A 15762-nucleotide genomic window follows, 5' to 3' on the forward strand; every position below is an offset into this window, starting at 1 on the left:
AGCTCTTTCCTTTCTTTATCGTTCATTTTTTAGTTTATATTTCTTTCAAGACCAGATATTCCATGGCGTTTTGAAAGCTGACATTAGCCTGCCACATTTTTCTAGCTTCTAGTAAATCTTGAAAAATCTGTCGAATCCTTGCTTGCAATAGATCCTGTCCACAGAGGACTTCGAGGATTCGCAAGACCTGATCCTGCTTTTCCTTGTCATCTGCCAGACTAGCTAATTTAGCCACCTGCAAATAACTCTCTTTTTTCTTGGCTACTAACCAAGTCAGCAGGCGCTCACTTTCATCCACCAAGGTCCAAAAACTTGCTTGGTTTGCCAGTTTTTCTGCTTCAGCACGCGATTGACTAAACAGGGCTAAGAGAGTCGCTTTTTTCTTGACCAGACCTGCTTGTTCTAATTGATGGATGAGCTTTTCTTCTTGCTTTTTAAAGTGAAAAATCTGGGTCCGACTACGGATGGTCGGTAAAATTTTTTCCTCATCACTAGTTAAGAAGAAAATGTAAACTTCACTCTGGGGTTCTTCGATGACCTTGAGCAGAGAGTTAGCTGCGTTGGGATGCATTTTCTCCGCCTGCTCGATAATAAAAACCTGCTGCTGGCTTTCAATCCCTGCTTGAGAAAATTGTCCCACCAATTCACGAATACGTTCTGTCTTGATGACCTGATTGACTGGCTTAATCAAGGTAACATCTGGAAACTCTTCCTGTTCAATCAGCTTGCAGTTTCGGCATTTCTCACATGGTAAAACGCCTACTTTATCCGTACAAAAGAGGCTCTTAGCCAAAAACTGCGCCATTTCCAAGCTTCCAAAGAAACCTGAAAAGAGATAGGCGTGATTGAGCTGGTCTTGTTCTAGGATACGGACAAAGCGGTCAAACTGGTCTGGCTGCCAAGCCTTTAATTCTTCTTGTTTCATTTAGCCAAGCCCATTCTATCAAACAAGACAGCCTTGGTAGTTTCCACAACTTGTTCCAAAGGGAGACTAGCATCAATCTTGACAATGCGATTTCCTTCTTTGTCCAGAAGAGAAAGGTAGCCTTGACGGACTTTTTTATGCAAGTCCAACCCTTCCAAGTCCAAACGATTGACCTCCCGGTCACTATTAGCAGCAATGCGAGCCAGTCCCTCTTCCACCTCAATGTCAAAATAAAGTGTCAAATCGGGTTTGAGGCCATCTGTAGCAAAATGATTGAGCCAGTCAATGGCTTCAATGTCCAAGCCACGACCAAATCCCTGATAAGCAACAGAACTATCGATGAAGCGGTCCATAATGACCAACTTGCCAGCTTCAAGGGCTGGAAGAACTTTTTCCACCAAATGCTGTCTGCGACTGGCGATATAGAGAAGGAGTTCTGTCTTAGCATCCATCTGAGTATGACTTGGATCTAAAATCACTTCCCGAATCTTCTCCCCAATCAAGACTCCGCCTGGCTCACGGGTCGTCAGCACCTCTACTCCGTTTTCCTCTAAAATTGGGAGTAGAGCCTCTAAAACACTGGTCTTGCCTGCTCCCTCTGGTCCCTCAAGAGAGACTAAAAATCCTTTTGACATGTCTAACTCATTTCTTTTTTACTACCTTCTATTCTATCAAAAAAATAGGTTTTTGTGACAATCTTTTTGTCTTCTCATTTCATGCACCATAAAAGAGGCAGTCAAAGCCACCTCTTATTTACCTAGTTCTTGTGTTCGTTTGTAAGCTTGACCAACTGCATCCATGACCGTTCCCCGAAAAGCATGCGCTTCTAAGCTCGCTACACCAGCGATAGTCGAACCGCCTGGGCTACAAACTTGGTCTTTCAATACTCCAGGATGCTCTTGGCTTTCTAGGACCAATTGTCCAGCGCCGACAACTGTTTGAGCCGCCATTTTCAATGCCGTTTCTCGTGGCAATCCTGTCTGTACACCCGCATCTGCTAAGGCCTCAATAAAGAGATAGACAAATGCCGGCCCACAACCTGCAAGACCTGTCGCTGCATCAATTAAGCTTTCCCCAAGTTCAACAAAGAGACCTGCCTTGGCTAACAGCTTACAAAAGAGCTCACTGTCCTCAGCCCTGCAATTAGGAGACAAGGCATAACTAATCACTCCTTGCCCGATAGAAGCAGGGGTATTTGGCATCATACGAATAATTCGATGTTGACTTGGGATAAGACTTGCTAGTTTTTCTAAAGTCAATCCAGCTGCCATGGAAATCAAAAGAAGACTCTCTCGTTTTTCAAGAATGGTCTGATAGTGAGAAAGCAGTTCAGAAAACTGAGCAGGCTTAACTCCTAGAAAAATCACACCTGCTTCTGCGAAGATTTCGTCATTGCTGGAAGCCTGACCACCAAAGTTAGCAATGAAAGCATCTACTTTTGCTTGACTACGATTGGCAAGGAGAATCTGAGCACCCGACTTGGCCTGCAAAACAGCCTTAGCCAAGCTAGCACCCATATTCCCCAAACCGATAAATCCAATCTTCATCTCTTACTCCCTTATCTGTCCGTCACCAGTAACCACATACTTGTAGCTGGTCAACTCTTTCAAGCCCATAGGCCCACGCGCATGCAGTTTCTGAGTAGAAATTCCCATCTCACATCCAAGACCAAATTGCCCACCATCAGTGAAACGCGTTGAGGCATTGACATAAACCGCTGCTGAGTCCACTTGATCTGTAAAGTAGGCTGCAGCCTCAGCATTTTCCGTCACAATGGCATCCGAATGATGGGTACTGTGAGCTTCAATATGCTCAACTGCTTCTTCTAAACTGCTCACAACCTTAATCGCTAGGATATAATCTAAAAACTCAGTGTCAAAGTCTTGTGCCTCAGCTGCTCGACCTGAAACAAACTGACTTGCTTGGCTATCCAAGCGGAATTGAATTGGTTCCAGTCCAGCTTCCTTACGCTCTGCAACCAGAACTTGTTCCAAGCGAGGAAGGAAACTTGCTGCCTTGTCTTCATGAACTAGCAAGACCTCCATGGCATTGCAGACAGAAGGACGACTGGTTTTAGCATTGTTGATGATAGACAGCGCCTTGTCTTCATCTGCATCCTTATCGACATAAACATGAACAATTCCAGTTCCCGTCTCAATAACAGGCACGATAGCATTTTCAACCACGGCATTGATCAAGCCAGCGCCTCCACGGGGTATGAGAAGGTCTAGATAACCCTTGGCCTTCATCATGGCATAGCTACTTTCACGGCTAGTATCTTCCACCAGTTGAATCACCTCTGGATGAATGGCAGTTGTCTCCAAACCCTTCTTCAAGGCTGTAACAATAGCATGAGCTGTTTGGTAGGCGTCCTTACCACTACGAAGAACGACCGCATTGCCACTTTTGAGAGCCAAAGCAGCCGCATCCGACGTCACATTTGGACGACTTTCGTAGATAATCCCAATAACCCCCATGGCCACACGTTTCTTGGTAATAAGCAAACCATTTTCAAGCTGACTTGTTTCTAGGACTTCACCAATAGGATCTGGTAAAGCAACCACTTCACGAATCCCATTTGCCATCGCTTCTATACGTCCCGCATCCAAATAAAGACGGTCTAGCATAACATCTGAGATTTTTCCCTTGGCCGCTGCCATATCGAGGGCATTGGCCGCTAAAATCTCCTCAGTAGCTGCCAATAACTGATCAGCCATGGCTAGCAAGGCTTGGTTTTTCACTGCTTCACTAGCAGTATTGATTGATTTCTTAACAGCCTGTACCTGTTCGAATTGTTCTTGTGTACTTACCATCGTTCACCTCTAAAATTCTGTAAAAAGCAGCTGGATTTCAGGAGTGATAGAAATCCAGTCATCACGGTGAATCAAGACTCCCTTAGCTTTTTGAGAACGGAGCATATCTTCTAGAGCTGAGACACCAAATTGGGCACGTCCCTTTCCAAGAGATTGACCTGTTTCTTTATCTGCTACTGTGACAATATCGTGGTAAGAGAAGTTTCCTTCCACTTCTACTACGCCTGATAAAAGGAGACTTTTCCCGTTTTTTGAAAGTGCCTCTGCAGCTCCACCATCTACCCAAATCGTTCCCTGACTTTGAGCATAGAAGGCCAGCCATTGTTTCTGGGTACGAAGTCCCTTCTCTTGCGCAACAAAGAAGGAACCATCCTTGGTCTCCTCAGCTGCCTCAATCAGTGCATCAGATTTCAAGGAAGAGCAGATATAGACTGGCACCCCTGACTCCGTCGCAATAGTTGCAGCTTTGATTTTTGTCAGCATACCCCCAGTACCGTTTGACGAACCTGCTCCACCAGCCATATCAATAATCTCACGATTGATAGTCTCGATTTTCTCAAGACGTTTAGCTCTTGGATCTGAGTTGGGATTTCCAGTATAGAGACCGTCCACATCGGTCAAGAGAACTAAAAGGTCTGCTTGAACCATCGCCGCTACCTGGGCACTCAGAGTGTCATTATCACCCACCTTGAGCTCATCAATAACGACACTGTCATTCTCGTTGATGATGGGAATTGCACCACGATGAAGCAATACAGACAAGGCCTGGTGGGCATTCTTATAGCGACGTTTATCTACAAAATCATCCTGTGTCAGCAAGATTTGTGCAGAAACGATCTGGCGCATGAGGAGGTTGGTTGTGTATTCCTCCAACAAAAGTCCCTGACCAACTGCAGCCGAAGCTTGTTTATCTGCAATCTTGGTCGGACGTTTTTTAAAACCCAAAGCTCCAAATCCAGCGGCAACTGCCCCAGATGACACTAAAATCAACTCATGTCCAGCCTCATGCAGCATAGCCAATTGCTGGGTAATTGCCTTTACTTTACTTCTTGATAAACTCCCGTCTTCATTTGTTAAGGAGGAAGTCCCTACCTTAAAGACGATTCGTTTGTACTTCATATTCTCACTCCGATTCTTCATATTTATCCATTATAACATGAATACTTTAAAATAGAAAAGACTTGAAATGAAAAAGGTTGAGACAAGGCATCTCAACTCTTTTATCTATTCTCATTTTTTCGCAATCTTTCCAGCGTTTCTTTAAAAAGCACTGGAATATCTGCTGTGAACTCCAAGGTTTCACCTGTCCTCGGATGGGTAAAACCTAGAGTCTTGGCATGGAGAAACTGTCCATGTCCTTTCAAAGTCTTACGAGGACCATAGACTTCATCACCAGCGACTGGATGGCCAATATAAGCCATATGAACACGGATTTGGTGGGTACGTCCTGTTTCCAGTTGCAACTCTAACAAACTATAATCTCCAAAGCGTTCCAAGACTTGAAAACGAGTCACTGCTGGCTTCCCTTTAGCAGTCACTGCCTGTTTCTTACGATCTTTTTCACTACGACCAATCGGAGCTTCAATCACACCACGATCATTGGGCAGATTGCCATGAACAATCGCCCAGTATTTACGGAGAGACTTCTTGTCCTTGAGTTCTTGCGCGAGTGCTAAGTGGGCCTCATCATTCTTAGCAATCATGAGGAGACCAGACGTGTCCTTGTCAATGCGGTGAACGATTCCTGGACGCAGAACACCATTGATACCTGACAAGTCCTTGATATGGTACATGAGGGCATTGACCAAGGTTCCACTGGTATGACCGGCGCTGGGATGAACCACCATTCCCTGAGGTTTGTTAACGACTGCTACATCCTCATCTTGGTAGATGATTTCGAGCGGCAGATTCTCAGCTACATATTCTAAAACCTCTGGTTCTGGCACATGATAAGTGACCACATCGCCCTCTTGGACAGTGTATTTTGCTTTCTTGGCTTGCCCATTCACCAAAACTTGTCCAGCCTTGATTTGTTCATTCGCGAGACTGCGTGACAATTCTGTCAGATCTGACAGAGCCTTGTCTAGACGTTGCCCACCAGTTTCAATTTTTATTTCCATTTACTTCCTCTTTAAGCATTGCAATCAATAAAACAATCACACCAACTGTCAAATAGCTGTCAGCAACATTGAAAATCGCAAAGTTGATAAAGTCTAGGTGAAACATATCCACCACAAAACCTTGACTCATTCTGTCGATAAAGTTGCCTAGACCACCAGCAATAATCAAGGTCAGTCCAAAAACCGTCCAAAGTGAGTCCTCCATGTGCTTATGTAGATACCAAATGGCACCCGCCATAACAACCAGTGTAATAACAGCAAATAACCACTGCTGATCTTGCAGCATGGAGAAAGCTGCTCCTCTATTTTGCAGATAGGTCAAGCTAACGAGATTGGGGATCCACGAACGCACTTCACCCAGTGGAATCTGTTGGACAACATAATTTTTGACCAACTGATCCAACCCAATCAAAAGCAGTACAATGACTGCTACTATTCCTCTTTTTTTCATGATTTCCTCTTTTGATCAAAATATTCTTGCATGACTTCTACGAAAAGAGTCCCAGCTTGGCTAAGCTCCACTTCTTCCCGTTTGACATAGACCATGCGATTATCTAGATTATCCTTGAGACGAATGACTGTGATGCCATTGACACTGTCACTATCTAAAAATCCTGAACCTGTCGCATAGGCATCCGTTCGCTCCAAAATACCATTCAAAGTAGCACGGTCCGTCACATTAAACATCTGCGAGCTCGCGCTGGTGTCGACAAAGTTCTCTGAATAGTATAGGTACTCATCCTTTTCCTGAGTAAAACGAACCGTTGGCAGATCCGCTAAATCCTCCATGACCAATTCCTCTTTCTGTGCTAAAGGATGCCCTTCACGAAGATAAATGTGAGTCTGGAAAGGAATTAGTTCAATAACTTCTAAACCAAGCTTTTCAACCCGTTGCATGATGCCCTTTTTATTTTGATTGTTGAGGTAGATAATCCCAATCTCACTGTGTCCTTGGGCTACTTCGTCTAATATTTGAACTGTGGTAGACTCAAAAATACGAAAGTTCTTATAATCAGGATAACGCTCTGAAAAGGCCGTAATCGTTGGTGGCAAGAAGTCATAGTGCTGGCTGGCAATGGAAAATTCATCCTTTTCTTCCTCAGGATTGGCATACTGATTTTGAAAAACATCGAAGCCTTTGACCAATTCTTGCGCTTTCTCATAAAATTCCATACCACGACGAGTCAAAAACGTTCCCGAACTCGTCCGACGGAAAATCTTAAAACCAAGCTCTTTTTCCAAATCGCGAACAGAAATAGACAGACTCGGCTGACTAACATACATCTTTTCAGCAGCTTCACGGAAAGTACCACTATTGGCAATAGCCACAACATAGCGTAATTGTTGAATGTTCATCTTTTACCCCCAACTTCTCTATCTGTTCATTATACCATATTTTAGAAGTTTTCCACCTAGGAAAAATAATGTCGCTCACAAAATTCATCTACACTAGTAACAAAAAATTGTGGGTATCAAAACAAAAAAATAGGCTCTCCGAAAACTCGGAAAGCCTTATTTAATGCTACTTAGAGCGATTATTTTGCGATTGGGTAAACAGAAACTTGTTTTTTATCGCGACCTTTACGTTCAAAGCGTACTACGCCTTCAACTTTAGCGAACAAAGTATCGTCTCCACCACGTCCAACGTTTACACCTGGATAGATGTGTGTACCACGTTGACGGTAAAGGATTGATCCACCTGTTACAGTTTGTCCGTCAGCTGCTTTAGCTCCAAGACGTTTCGCTTGTGAATCACGTCCGTTTGATGTAGAACCTCCACCTTTTTTGTGGGCGAAAAGTTGCAAGTTGTTAAGAGTCATTTTTAACATAATGTTTTCCTCCGTGTTAGTTTTCTGTGATAACTCTGGTTTGGACGAACTCAGAAGAGTTCTCCGATAAGTTTGCCATACCTAAGAAAAATGATTCGAAGAATAACTGGGTCATTTCTCTCTGGTGTGAAGGAAGATCCGCTGGTATTTCAACCTTTAGATAGCCACCTTCATCTTCGTTTAATTCTAAGATTGGTTCGTAGCCTGCAAATTTCTCAATGGAATTGACAAAGTTAATGGCAAGCGTAGAAACCGATGCACACACGACATCTAAGCCGTATTCGCCACTTTCGGCGTGTCCAGTAATTTCCGCACTCCTCAGCTCGCCATCTTCGGCTCTCTCAAAGACTGCTTGTATCATGTGTTCTCCTTAAAATTAAGCGTTGATCGCGTTGATGACAACTTTTGTATATGGTTGACGGTGACCTTGTTTACGGTGGCTACCTTTTTTAGGTTTGTACTTGTAAGTAACAACTTTCTTTTGTTTTCCTTGTTTTTCAACAGTTCCAACTACAGTAGCTCCAGCAACAAGTGGAGTTCCGACAACAGTGTTTTCACCACCAACAAGAACAACTTCGTTAAAAGTAACTTCTTGACCAGCTTCAACGTTCAATTTTTCAACGTAAACTGCTTGACCAACTTCAACTTTAACTTGTTTTCCGCCAGTTTTGATAATTGCGTATGTGCTCATTATGCACCTCCTATGATTTTTTGGGTTTCCCCGTATTTTTGTGAAGACTCGCCTAGCATCGTGGGACGAACCACTTTATACTCACTATGTGAGCAACGATGTTCGTGCGGTTGCACAGGACTGTGCATAGTCAACTCTTCAAGTATAGCATATCTTCTTTTTTCTTACAAGCGAAATCAATCAAATTTAAGCTTTTTCTTTCCCTTTTTTCCTCCAAAAAGCAAAAAGCATGCTGAAGTAAAAGATACTCATCATAAAAGGAACACCTAGAATTGTCTTCTCTTGATAGTAAATCGTCAAATAAGCTGAGAAAACAACTCCGAAGACAAAACTACTAAGCAAGCTAACAAAAATCAAGCCCTCTCGTAGAAAAGGCGTATGCTTGGTTCGGAAATAATCCCCAAAAGCCAACATGGTTCGTTTAATATTCCCAGTCATAAAGGCATTATTATAGGCGATACCCGAAACTTCTCCAAAGGCTGTTGTCACCAGTCCCATACAAAACGCTAAGGGTGGAACTAGGTAGATATTGTCTACTGACAAGGGAACAAAACCAATGATTATGGATAAGACCGCGAGTGGTATCAAGGACAAAATCGGCTTTTTAACAATTCGAAGTTTTTCCTTATACAATGTCAGAAAAAAGACACCCATCATAAAGGACAACAAGGTCATCACTTTAGCACTGGCGTCCGAGACATTCTGCTGAATGAGTCCTACAGAGAGAAAAACAACATTCCCAGTTTGTCCAGCCACAAGGGTGTTCCCTCGAACGATAAAGGTATAGGCATCGACATATCCTGCACAAAAAGTCAAAAAAAGCGCTAGCCTCTTAGACTGACGTGATATTTTTCTTATTGGTAATAATCTCATTTTCTCTCCCATTTCAGTTTCATTTACTCATTTCAATATTGTACCATTTTCTCCAAGAAATGCGTAGTCCATTTGAAAATTTTTACCATCTATTGGATAGTCTTTCTTTTCTATGTTATAATGAAGGAAGGATTTGAAGTCGGAAAAGGAGTATTTATGCTTAAATTAGGTGTCATCGGAACAGGCGCTATCAGCCATCATTTCATAGAAGCAGCCCATGCTAGCGGAGAATACCAGCTGGTCGCAGTCTATTCTAGAAAACGAGAAACTGCCGCAACCTTTGCTTCTTGTTATCAAGATATCCAACTCTTTAATCAATTAGAAGACTTCTTTAAGTCTTCCTTTGACGTAGTCTATATCGCTAGTCCAAACTCCTTGCATTTTGCTCAAGCCAAGGCTGCCTTGTCTGCTGGTAAGCACGTCATTCTTGAAAAGCCAGCTGTCACTCAGCCACAAGAATGGCTAGATTTGAAACAAACAGCTGAGAAAAATCACTGTTTTATCTTTGAAGCGGCACGAAACTACCACGAGGAAGCTTTTACCACTATTAAGAATTTTTTGACAGACAAGCAAATCTTAGGAGCTGATTTCAACTATGCCAAGTATTCTTCCAAGATGCCTGACTTATTGGCTGGACAAACGCCAAATGTCTTTTCAGACCGTTTTGCTGGTGGAGCTCTTATGGACTTGGGGATTTATCCTCTCTATGCTGCCGTTCGCCTCTTTGGAAAAGCTCAGGACGCGACCTATCAGGCTCAACAGCTTGACAATAGCATTGACCTAAATGGAGACGGTATCCTCTTCTACCCTGACTTTCAAGTTCATATCAAAGCTGGGAAAGACATCACTTCCAATCTTCCTTGCGAGATTTATACAGTAGACGGAACCTTGACCCTCAACACGATTGAGCATGTCTGCTCAGCTATTTTTACCGACCACCGAGGAAAGCAAGTCCAGCTCCCTATCCAACAAGCTCCTCATACGATGACTGAGGAAGTTGCTGCGTTTGCACAGATGATTCAGCAACCAGACCAGACACTTTACCAGAACTGGCTGGATGATGCAGGTTCTGTTCATGACCTATTATATACCATGCGCCAGACTGCTGGCATTAGATTTGAGGCAGAAAAATGAAAACCAAACTACCCACTGAATGGCAAGAACTAAGCGACCAGCTCGGTTTCCAAGAATTCACCCCCATTCAAACTCGACTATTTGAGCCCATTCTTGCTGGAGAAAATCTTCTAGGAGTGAGCCCAACAGGAACTGGTAAGACCCTAGCTTACCTCCTGCCAAGTCTTCTCAGACTACAAAAGAAAAAAGCCCAGCAACTCTTGATTCTAGCACCAAATACAGAACTTGCTGGACAAATTTTTGATGTATGTAAAACGTGGGCAGAGGCTATCGGCTTGACTGCTCAGCTCTTCTTATCAGGTTCCAGTCAGAAACGCCAGATTGAACGACTCAAAAAAGGACCAGAAATACTGATTGGAACCCCTGGCCGTATCTTTGAGTTGATTAAATTGAAAAAAATCAAGATGATGAATGTGGAAACCATCATCCTGGATGAATTTGACCAATTGCTCGATGATTCTCAGATTCACTTTGTCGAGAAAATCACTCACTACGCACCTCGTGACCATCAACTCATCTACATGAGTGCGACGACCAAGTTTGACCAAGAAAAGATTGCGCCAAACACGCGCACTATTGATCTCTCTGACCAAAAATTGGATAACATCCAGCATTTCTACATGCAGGTAGACCAACGTCACCGAGTGGATATGCTACGAAAACTGGCTCATGTAGAGGATTTTCGTGGCCTTGTCTTCTTTAATAGCCTATCAGACCTTGGAAGTGCGGAAGAAAAACTGCAATATCGAGATGTCTTGGCTGTTTCCCTCGCTAGTGATGTCAATGTCAAGTTTAGAAAAGTTATCTTGGAAAAGTTTAAGGACAAGCAGTTAACCTTGCTCCTTGCAACAGACCTTCTGGCTCGCGGAATTGATATCGATAGCCTAGAATGTGTCGTAAACTTTGATATTCCTAGAGACATGGAAACTTACACTCACCGCGCTGGCCGTACAGGTCGAATGGGTAAAGAAGGCTATGTGATCACTCTCGTAACCCATCCTGAAGAACTTAAAAAACTCAAGAAGTTTGCTACAGTTCGAGAAATTGTCCTAAAAAATCAAGAACTCTATATCAAATAAGGTTGGCATTCGCCAACCTTTTTCTTATCCCCAAGTAATTTCTAATTGATAGCTGGCAAAGGGGTGTCCCTCTTGGTTTTGCAGTTGATAGGCAAGCTCAATCTTTTGCCCATCCAGTTTGTAGTGACTCGTTTGAATGATAAACTCCTGCATGCCCATAGGTGTAGGAATATAGGCTAAACTATCACTATCCCTTAGAAAACGCATGATGGTTTTGGGACTCGAGAAACGAGTCATCACCAGTTCTTGATCATGAAACTTGAGAACCACTTTTTCCTTTTCCTCATTATAAAAGAGTAAATAACTGTAATCCCCTTTTTCATGCACTTCAACGTCATAAAGCTGGTCAACCACTTCTAACTGCTCATCAAACTGAATCCTATTTCGCATCCGAATCTTCACATCAAATCCTCTTTCTTGTCTCTTGTCCTACTATTTTACCAAAAAGACCAGGATTTTGCTATAATGGTCATATGAACGAAAAAGTATTCCGTGACCCAGTTCACAACTACATCCATGTCAATAATCAGGTCATCTATGACTTGATCAATACAAAAGAATTTCAACGTCTGCGTCGTATCAAACAGCTAGGGACTTCCAGCTATACTTTCCATGGTGGGGAGCACAGTCGCTTTTCCCACTGTTTGGGGGTCTACGAGATTGCTCGTCGTATCACGGAGATTTTTGAAGAAAAATATCCTGAAGAATGGGATCCTGCTGAGTCTCTCTTGACCATGACTGCTGCGCTCCTCCATGACCTTGGGCATGGTGCCTACTCCCATACTTTTGAAAATCTTTTTGATACAGATCATGAGGCCATTACTCAGGAAATCATCCAAAGTCCTGAGACAGAGATTCACCAAGTTCTGCTTCAAGTAGCGCCAGATTTCCCGGAGAAGGTAGCCAGTGTCATCGACCATACCTATCCTAACAAGCAGGTCGTGCAGCTCATTTCTAGTCAGATTGATGCGGACCGTATGGACTATCTCTTGCGCGACTCCTATTTTACAGGAGCATCTTATGGGGAATTTGACCTGACACGGATCCTACGAGTGATTCGTCCTGTCGAAAATGGGATCGCCTTTCAGCGCAATGGCATGCATGCCATCGAGGACTATGTTCTCAGTCGTTACCAGATGTATATGCAGGTTTATTTCCACCCAGCAACTCGGGCTATGGAAGTTCTCCTACAGAATCTCCTCAAACGCGCTAAGGAACTCTATCCTGAAGACAAGGACTTCTTTGCACGAACTTCTCCTCATTTGCTACCTTTTTTTGAAAAGAAAGTTACTCTATCTGACTATCTGGCACTTGATGATGGCGTGATGAATACCTACTTCCAGCTCTGGATGACCAGTCCTGACAAGATTCTCGCAGATTTGTCGCAACGCTTTGTCAACCGCAAGGTCTTTAAATCCATTACTTTTTCAGAAAAAGACCAAGACCAACTCGCAACCATGAGACAAATGGTTGAAGAAATCGGTTTTGATCCAGACTACTACACAGCTATTCATAAGAACTTTGACCTCCCTTATGATATCTATCGTCCCGAATCTGAAAATCCACGGACTCAGATTGAGATTCTACAGAAAAATGGAGAACTGGCTGAACTCTCTAGCCTGTCTCCTATCGTCCAATCCCTTGCTGGCAGCCGCCACGGAGACAATCGTTTCTATTTTCCAAAAGAAATGTTGGACCAAAATAGCATCTTCGCAAGTATCACCCAGCAATTTTTACACTTGATTGAGAACGATCATTTTACCCCAAATAAGAACGAATAGAGGAAATTTATGAGTATTAAACTAATCGCCGTCGATATCGATGGTACCCTGGTTAACAGTAAAAAAGAAATCACTCCGGAAGTCTTTTCTGCCATCCAAGATGCCAAAGAAGCTGGCGTCAAGGTCGTGATTGCAACGGGTCGTCCCATCGCAGGTGTTGCCAAACTTCTGGACGACTTGCAGTTAAGAGACGAGGGTGACTATGTAGTGACCTTCAACGGTGCCCTTGTTCAAGAGACTGCTACTGGCCATGAGATTATCAGCGAAGCCTTGACCTATGAGGATTATCTAGATATGGAATTTCTCAGTCGCAAACTCGGTGTCCACATGCATGCCATTACCAAGGACGGTATCTACACGGCCAATCGCAATATCGGAAAATACACGGTGCACGAATCAACCCTCGTCAGCATGCCTATCTTTTACCGCACTCCTGAAGAAATGGCTGGCAAGGAAATCGTCAAATGTATGTTTATCGATGAACCAGAGATTCTCGATGCTGCGATTGAAAAGATTCCAGCCGAATTTTACGAGCGTTACTCTATTAACAAATCAGCTCCTTTCTACCTCGAACTCCTTAAAAAGAATGTAGACAAGGGTTCAGCTATCACTCACCTAGCTGAAAAACTCGGATTGACCAAAGATGAAACCATGGCGATCGGCGACGAAGAAAATGACCGTGCCATGCTCGAAGTCGTTGGTAATCCTGTTGTCATGGAAAATGGAAACCCAGAACTCAAAAAAATCGCCAAATACATCACTAAAACAAATGACGAATCCGGCGTAGCCCATGCTATTCGTACGTGGGTATTGTAAAATGCTTAAGCTTAAAAAATGAACCACACCCCATAAATTAGAGATAAAATTCTAACTTATGGGGTGTTCTTTTTGAATTTTCACCAAATCATCAGAGTATGCTCATCTTACCTAGTTCTTTTAAAGCAGGCTCTCTTGATGGATATGGATTTCTATTGATGAAAGATTTTACAGCTTCGACGTGATGATAAAGATCCACGCTGATTTCTTTTAAATTTTCAATAAAGTCATCAAGCAAACCAGGTTCAATGTTCTCTATGGGAGAAGGAAGCTCCTTCTTGTTCTCAAACTCAAACGCTTCTTTAGCAGTCACACCTATTGCATAACTAATGTTGTCCCACAAAAGAGTATTCGCTTCATTTTCATCCTGCTGCATGTAGATAAAAATTCCACTGAAGTCTGTCCCATCATCTAATAAACGATAAAGTTCCTCTCCCCTTTTATCTCTATTCTCCAAAAAACTCCAACATGCATCCAAGGCGGTTCGAATGTGTGAAATATATTGCGTTTCCATACAATTCGCAATTGCCTCAGCAAAAATCAACATAAAATAACTAGTCAGCATATCCTCTCCTAATCTATACTTGAACGAAATAGCCTATCCATTCTCATCTGATAAAAATAGTGGACCAAAGTAGTTTTTAATGAGATCGTCCTTTAAATATCCTTTTATTTCTGTTTCAGATATTTGTGAAATGAGTTCACTATTTTCAGATAGGATTTGTTTGTAACTTAAAGAAAGTACCTCAAGTATGTCCTCGTCGACACTTTCAATCGTTTGTGGTAGGTAGATTTCTTCCGAAGCAATATATGAATAGTGACAAACTAGGACAAAGAAATTAGCGATACAGTTCCAAACTAGTGGATTGGTTTTCTTATCCAGCTCCTGAAATGTCAAGATATCCTGCTCATCCATATTTTCCAATCGATTGTATAAATCATCTGGACAAAACCCACTCTGTTTATCAAGCTCCTGTTTTGAAAGTTTTAAGGAGTCAAAGACAAATTCCTTATATTCTTTCTCACTGATAAAATCTACAAGACCGTATATCAACTCCTGTAGAAAGAGCAACAAATTTTTATTATCTTTCATTGATTTTCCTTTTATTACTAAAAATTAACTTGGGAATGTATAATTCACTGGAAAATGTGACAATCACTCTTCCCCCTCAAACATCAGAGCATCCAGTTCTTCTCTTTCAGCCACAATTTCTTCGAAGGTAGAAATAATATTATTTAAAAATTCTAAGGTGATAATACCAGTCGAATCTCTCAACGTAACCTTAGTTCCAATGGCACTCAACTCATGGATGAGGGCTCTAACCTTTTTCAATTCGTCCAAATCTAACATATCTACTTCTATTACCGTGACATGATCTTTTATTCTGGATTGGATTAAAGAGAAAGGTAAGGATGAATAATTTCTTAACAACTTATAGGTTCCTGTCTTGTCACATATAGAATCGATACAAATAGCTAGCATCGTTTCGACTCCTATATTCTCTGGTTTCTTCTAAATGACATTATATCATACTGGGGAGCTAATCTGTAAGAAATAAGAGAGAGCGTTTTCGCTCCAATTGCTAATCCTGGATCCAATTTAGCCTGTTGTACAGTTACTTAAATCTTGAGAGTACAAAAACTGCTTTCATTTTAGACAAACATCTAAAAAAGTTGTACAGTTACTTAAATCTTGAGAGT

At 42.3% G+C, this 15762-nt stretch carries 20 protein-coding genes, 1 pseudogene and 1 other annotated feature; of the genes and pseudogenes, 5 read left to right on the top strand and 16 right to left on the bottom strand.

Annotated features, from left to right (window positions below; translation table 11 throughout):
* Nucleotides 1-34 precede the first annotated feature (34 nt).
* The 8 genes from HMPREF2766_RS07015 to HMPREF2766_RS07050 all read right to left on the bottom strand — a co-directional run bounded on the left by HMPREF2766_RS07015 (nt 35) and on the right by HMPREF2766_RS07050 (nt 7214).
* A complete protein-coding gene (locus HMPREF2766_RS07015; RefSeq protein ID WP_070568847.1) occupies nt 35-925 on the bottom strand; it encodes a DNA polymerase III subunit delta' in 891 nt (296 codons plus the stop codon).
* Nucleotides 922-1560, bottom strand: a complete 639-nt coding sequence (gene tmk, locus HMPREF2766_RS07020; protein WP_070568849.1) for a dTMP kinase — start codon at nt 1558-1560, stop codon at nt 922-924. The genes HMPREF2766_RS07015 and tmk overlap by 4 nt, the downstream gene beginning before the upstream one ends.
* 114 nt (nt 1561-1674) lie before the next feature.
* Nucleotides 1675-2472: a pyrroline-5-carboxylate reductase gene (gene proC / locus HMPREF2766_RS07025; RefSeq protein WP_070568852.1), complete on the bottom strand. Its 798-nt coding sequence runs from the start codon at nt 2470-2472 to the stop codon at nt 1675-1677.
* 3 nt (nt 2473-2475) lie between these two features.
* Complete coding sequence (locus HMPREF2766_RS07030) at nt 2476-3738, bottom strand: glutamate-5-semialdehyde dehydrogenase (RefSeq protein WP_070568855.1); 1263 nt, start codon at nt 3736-3738, stop codon at nt 2476-2478.
* Nucleotides 3739-3747: 9 nt separating this feature from the next.
* Nucleotides 3748-4857 carry a glutamate 5-kinase gene (gene proB / locus HMPREF2766_RS07035; RefSeq protein WP_070568857.1) on the bottom strand — a complete coding sequence of 370 codons (1110 nt, stop codon included), beginning with the start codon at nt 4855-4857 and terminating at the stop codon, nt 3748-3750.
* Nucleotides 4858-4958: 101 nt separating this feature from the next.
* Entirely contained in the window at nt 4959-5858 is a 900-nt protein-coding gene (locus tag HMPREF2766_RS07040) for an RluA family pseudouridine synthase (protein ID WP_070568861.1), read from the bottom strand.
* Nucleotides 5842-6309: a signal peptidase II gene (gene lspA, locus HMPREF2766_RS07045; RefSeq protein WP_070568865.1), complete on the bottom strand. Its 468-nt coding sequence runs from the start codon at nt 6307-6309 to the stop codon at nt 5842-5844. Before lspA ends, HMPREF2766_RS07040 begins: the two co-directional genes overlap by 17 nt.
* Nucleotides 6306-7214, bottom strand: coding sequence for a LysR family transcriptional regulator (locus HMPREF2766_RS07050; protein ID WP_001025717.1), 909 nt, complete (start codon nt 7212-7214; stop codon nt 6306-6308). Before HMPREF2766_RS07050 ends, lspA begins: the two co-directional genes overlap by 4 nt.
* On the opposite strand from HMPREF2766_RS07050, the pseudogene HMPREF2766_RS10300 reads away from it, so the two are divergent.
* Nucleotides 7207-7278, top strand: a pseudogene (locus HMPREF2766_RS10300) (AraC family transcriptional regulator); the annotation flags it as partial. The gene HMPREF2766_RS07050 and the pseudogene HMPREF2766_RS10300 sit on opposite strands and share 8 nt — an antisense overlap.
* Nucleotides 7279-7393: 115 nt before the next feature.
* On the opposite strand, the gene rpmA reads toward HMPREF2766_RS10300, so the two are convergent.
* From rpmA to HMPREF2766_RS07070, 4 genes are all read right to left on the bottom strand, one after another.
* Nucleotides 7394-7687, bottom strand: coding sequence for a 50S ribosomal protein L27 (gene rpmA, locus HMPREF2766_RS07055; RefSeq protein WP_000916509.1), 294 nt, complete (start codon nt 7685-7687; stop codon nt 7394-7396).
* Nucleotides 7688-7703: 16 nt separating this feature from the next.
* Nucleotides 7704-8048 (bottom strand): ribosomal-processing cysteine protease Prp, encoded by a 345-nt coding sequence (locus tag HMPREF2766_RS07060; protein WP_000613705.1) that lies wholly within the window; start codon nt 8046-8048, stop codon nt 7704-7706.
* Nucleotides 8049-8063: 15 nt separating this feature from the next.
* Entirely contained in the window at nt 8064-8378 is a 315-nt protein-coding gene (gene rplU / locus HMPREF2766_RS07065) for a 50S ribosomal protein L21 (protein WP_000109141.1), read from the bottom strand.
* Between the two features lie 34 nt (nt 8379-8412).
* Nucleotides 8413-8500, bottom strand: a sequence feature (ribosomal protein L21 leader region).
* A 64-nt stretch (nt 8501-8564) separates the two neighbouring features.
* Complete coding sequence (locus HMPREF2766_RS07070) at nt 8565-9251, bottom strand: YoaK family protein (RefSeq protein ID WP_001238359.1); 687 nt, start codon at nt 9249-9251, stop codon at nt 8565-8567.
* A 156-nt stretch (nt 9252-9407) separates the two neighbouring features.
* On the opposite strand from HMPREF2766_RS07070, the gene HMPREF2766_RS07075 reads away from it, so the two are divergent.
* Nucleotides 9408-10385: a Gfo/Idh/MocA family protein gene (locus HMPREF2766_RS07075; RefSeq protein WP_070568867.1), complete on the top strand. Its 978-nt coding sequence runs from the start codon at nt 9408-9410 to the stop codon at nt 10383-10385.
* Complete coding sequence (locus HMPREF2766_RS07080; RefSeq protein WP_070568870.1) at nt 10382-11464, top strand: DEAD/DEAH box helicase; 1083 nt, start codon at nt 10382-10384, stop codon at nt 11462-11464. The genes HMPREF2766_RS07075 and HMPREF2766_RS07080 overlap by 4 nt, the downstream gene beginning before the upstream one ends.
* Before the next feature lie 24 nt (nt 11465-11488).
* On the opposite strand, the gene HMPREF2766_RS07085 is transcribed toward HMPREF2766_RS07080, so the two are convergent.
* On the bottom strand, nt 11489-11866 hold the full coding sequence (locus tag HMPREF2766_RS07085; protein WP_080980989.1) for a YwiB family protein: 378 nt from the start codon (nt 11864-11866) through the stop codon (nt 11489-11491).
* 71 nt (nt 11867-11937) lie between these two features.
* On the opposite strand from HMPREF2766_RS07085, the gene HMPREF2766_RS07090 reads away from it, so the two are divergent.
* Together HMPREF2766_RS07090 and yidA are read left to right on the top strand one after the other, a co-directional pair.
* Nucleotides 11938-13245, top strand: coding sequence for an HD domain-containing protein (locus tag HMPREF2766_RS07090; RefSeq protein ID WP_049479170.1), 1308 nt, complete (start codon nt 11938-11940; stop codon nt 13243-13245).
* Nucleotides 13246-13254: 9 nt separating this feature from the next.
* Nucleotides 13255-14061, top strand: a complete 807-nt coding sequence (gene yidA / locus HMPREF2766_RS07095; RefSeq protein ID WP_070568873.1) for a sugar-phosphatase — start codon at nt 13255-13257, stop codon at nt 14059-14061.
* Between the two features lie 91 nt (nt 14062-14152).
* On the opposite strand, the gene HMPREF2766_RS07100 is transcribed toward yidA, so the two are convergent.
* From HMPREF2766_RS07100 to HMPREF2766_RS07110, 3 genes are all read right to left on the bottom strand, one after another.
* Complete coding sequence (locus HMPREF2766_RS07100; RefSeq protein WP_070568876.1) at nt 14153-14626, bottom strand: Imm6 family immunity protein; 474 nt, start codon at nt 14624-14626, stop codon at nt 14153-14155.
* A gap of 33 nt (nt 14627-14659) precedes the next feature.
* Nucleotides 14660-15154, bottom strand: a complete 495-nt coding sequence (locus tag HMPREF2766_RS07105; RefSeq protein WP_070568878.1) for an Imm6 family immunity protein — start codon at nt 15152-15154, stop codon at nt 14660-14662.
* Between the two features lie 63 nt (nt 15155-15217).
* Complete coding sequence (locus HMPREF2766_RS07110; protein WP_070568883.1) at nt 15218-15544, bottom strand: hypothetical protein; 327 nt, start codon at nt 15542-15544, stop codon at nt 15218-15220.
* Between the last annotated feature and the right edge of the window lie 218 nt (nt 15545-15762).

This window comes from Streptococcus sp. HMSC076C08, assembly GCF_001810825.1.
Taxonomy (GTDB): Bacteria; Bacillota; Bacilli; order Lactobacillales; family Streptococcaceae; genus Streptococcus.

What these genes read in the sequence shown, in the direction of transcription:
- HMPREF2766_RS07105 (WP_070568878.1), bottom strand. Translation starts at nt 15,154, where the DNA reads ATGAAAGATAATAAAAATTTGTTGCTCTTTCTACAGGAGTTGATATAC.
- HMPREF2766_RS07080 (WP_070568870.1), top strand. Translation starts at nt 10,382, where the DNA reads ATGAAAACCAAACTACCCACTGAATGGCAAGAACTAAGCGACCAGCTC.
- rplU (WP_000109141.1), bottom strand. Translation starts at nt 8,378, where the DNA reads ATGAGCACATACGCAATTATCAAAACTGGCGGAAAACAAGTTAAAGTT.
- HMPREF2766_RS07070 (WP_001238359.1), bottom strand. Translation starts at nt 9,251, where the DNA reads ATGAGATTATTACCAATAAGAAAAATATCACGTCAGTCTAAGAGGCTA.
- HMPREF2766_RS07030 (WP_070568855.1), bottom strand. Translation starts at nt 3,738, where the DNA reads ATGGTAAGTACACAAGAACAATTCGAACAGGTACAGGCTGTTAAGAAA.
- HMPREF2766_RS07100 (WP_070568876.1), bottom strand. Translation starts at nt 14,626, where the DNA reads ATGCTGACTAGTTATTTTATGTTGATTTTTGCTGAGGCAATTGCGAAT.
- rpmA (WP_000916509.1), bottom strand. Translation starts at nt 7,687, where the DNA reads ATGTTAAAAATGACTCTTAACAACTTGCAACTTTTCGCCCACAAAAAA.
- HMPREF2766_RS07090 (WP_049479170.1), top strand. Translation starts at nt 11,938, where the DNA reads ATGAACGAAAAAGTATTCCGTGACCCAGTTCACAACTACATCCATGTC.
- proC (WP_070568852.1), bottom strand. Translation starts at nt 2,472, where the DNA reads ATGAAGATTGGATTTATCGGTTTGGGGAATATGGGTGCTAGCTTGGCT.
- lspA (WP_070568865.1), bottom strand. Translation starts at nt 6,309, where the DNA reads ATGAAAAAAAGAGGAATAGTAGCAGTCATTGTACTGCTTTTGATTGGG.
- HMPREF2766_RS07015 (WP_070568847.1), bottom strand. Translation starts at nt 925, where the DNA reads ATGAAACAAGAAGAATTAAAGGCTTGGCAGCCAGACCAGTTTGACCGC.
- proB (WP_070568857.1), bottom strand. Translation starts at nt 4,857, where the DNA reads ATGAAGTACAAACGAATCGTCTTTAAGGTAGGGACTTCCTCCTTAACA.
- tmk (WP_070568849.1), bottom strand. Translation starts at nt 1,560, where the DNA reads ATGTCAAAAGGATTTTTAGTCTCTCTTGAGGGACCAGAGGGAGCAGGC.
- HMPREF2766_RS07050 (WP_001025717.1), bottom strand. Translation starts at nt 7,214, where the DNA reads ATGAACATTCAACAATTACGCTATGTTGTGGCTATTGCCAATAGTGGT.
- HMPREF2766_RS07060 (WP_000613705.1), bottom strand. Translation starts at nt 8,048, where the DNA reads ATGATACAAGCAGTCTTTGAGAGAGCCGAAGATGGCGAGCTGAGGAGT.
- yidA (WP_070568873.1), top strand. Translation starts at nt 13,255, where the DNA reads ATGAGTATTAAACTAATCGCCGTCGATATCGATGGTACCCTGGTTAAC.
- HMPREF2766_RS07075 (WP_070568867.1), top strand. Translation starts at nt 9,408, where the DNA reads ATGCTTAAATTAGGTGTCATCGGAACAGGCGCTATCAGCCATCATTTC.
- HMPREF2766_RS07110 (WP_070568883.1), bottom strand. Translation starts at nt 15,544, where the DNA reads ATGCTAGCTATTTGTATCGATTCTATATGTGACAAGACAGGAACCTAT.
- HMPREF2766_RS07040 (WP_070568861.1), bottom strand. Translation starts at nt 5,858, where the DNA reads ATGGAAATAAAAATTGAAACTGGTGGGCAACGTCTAGACAAGGCTCTG.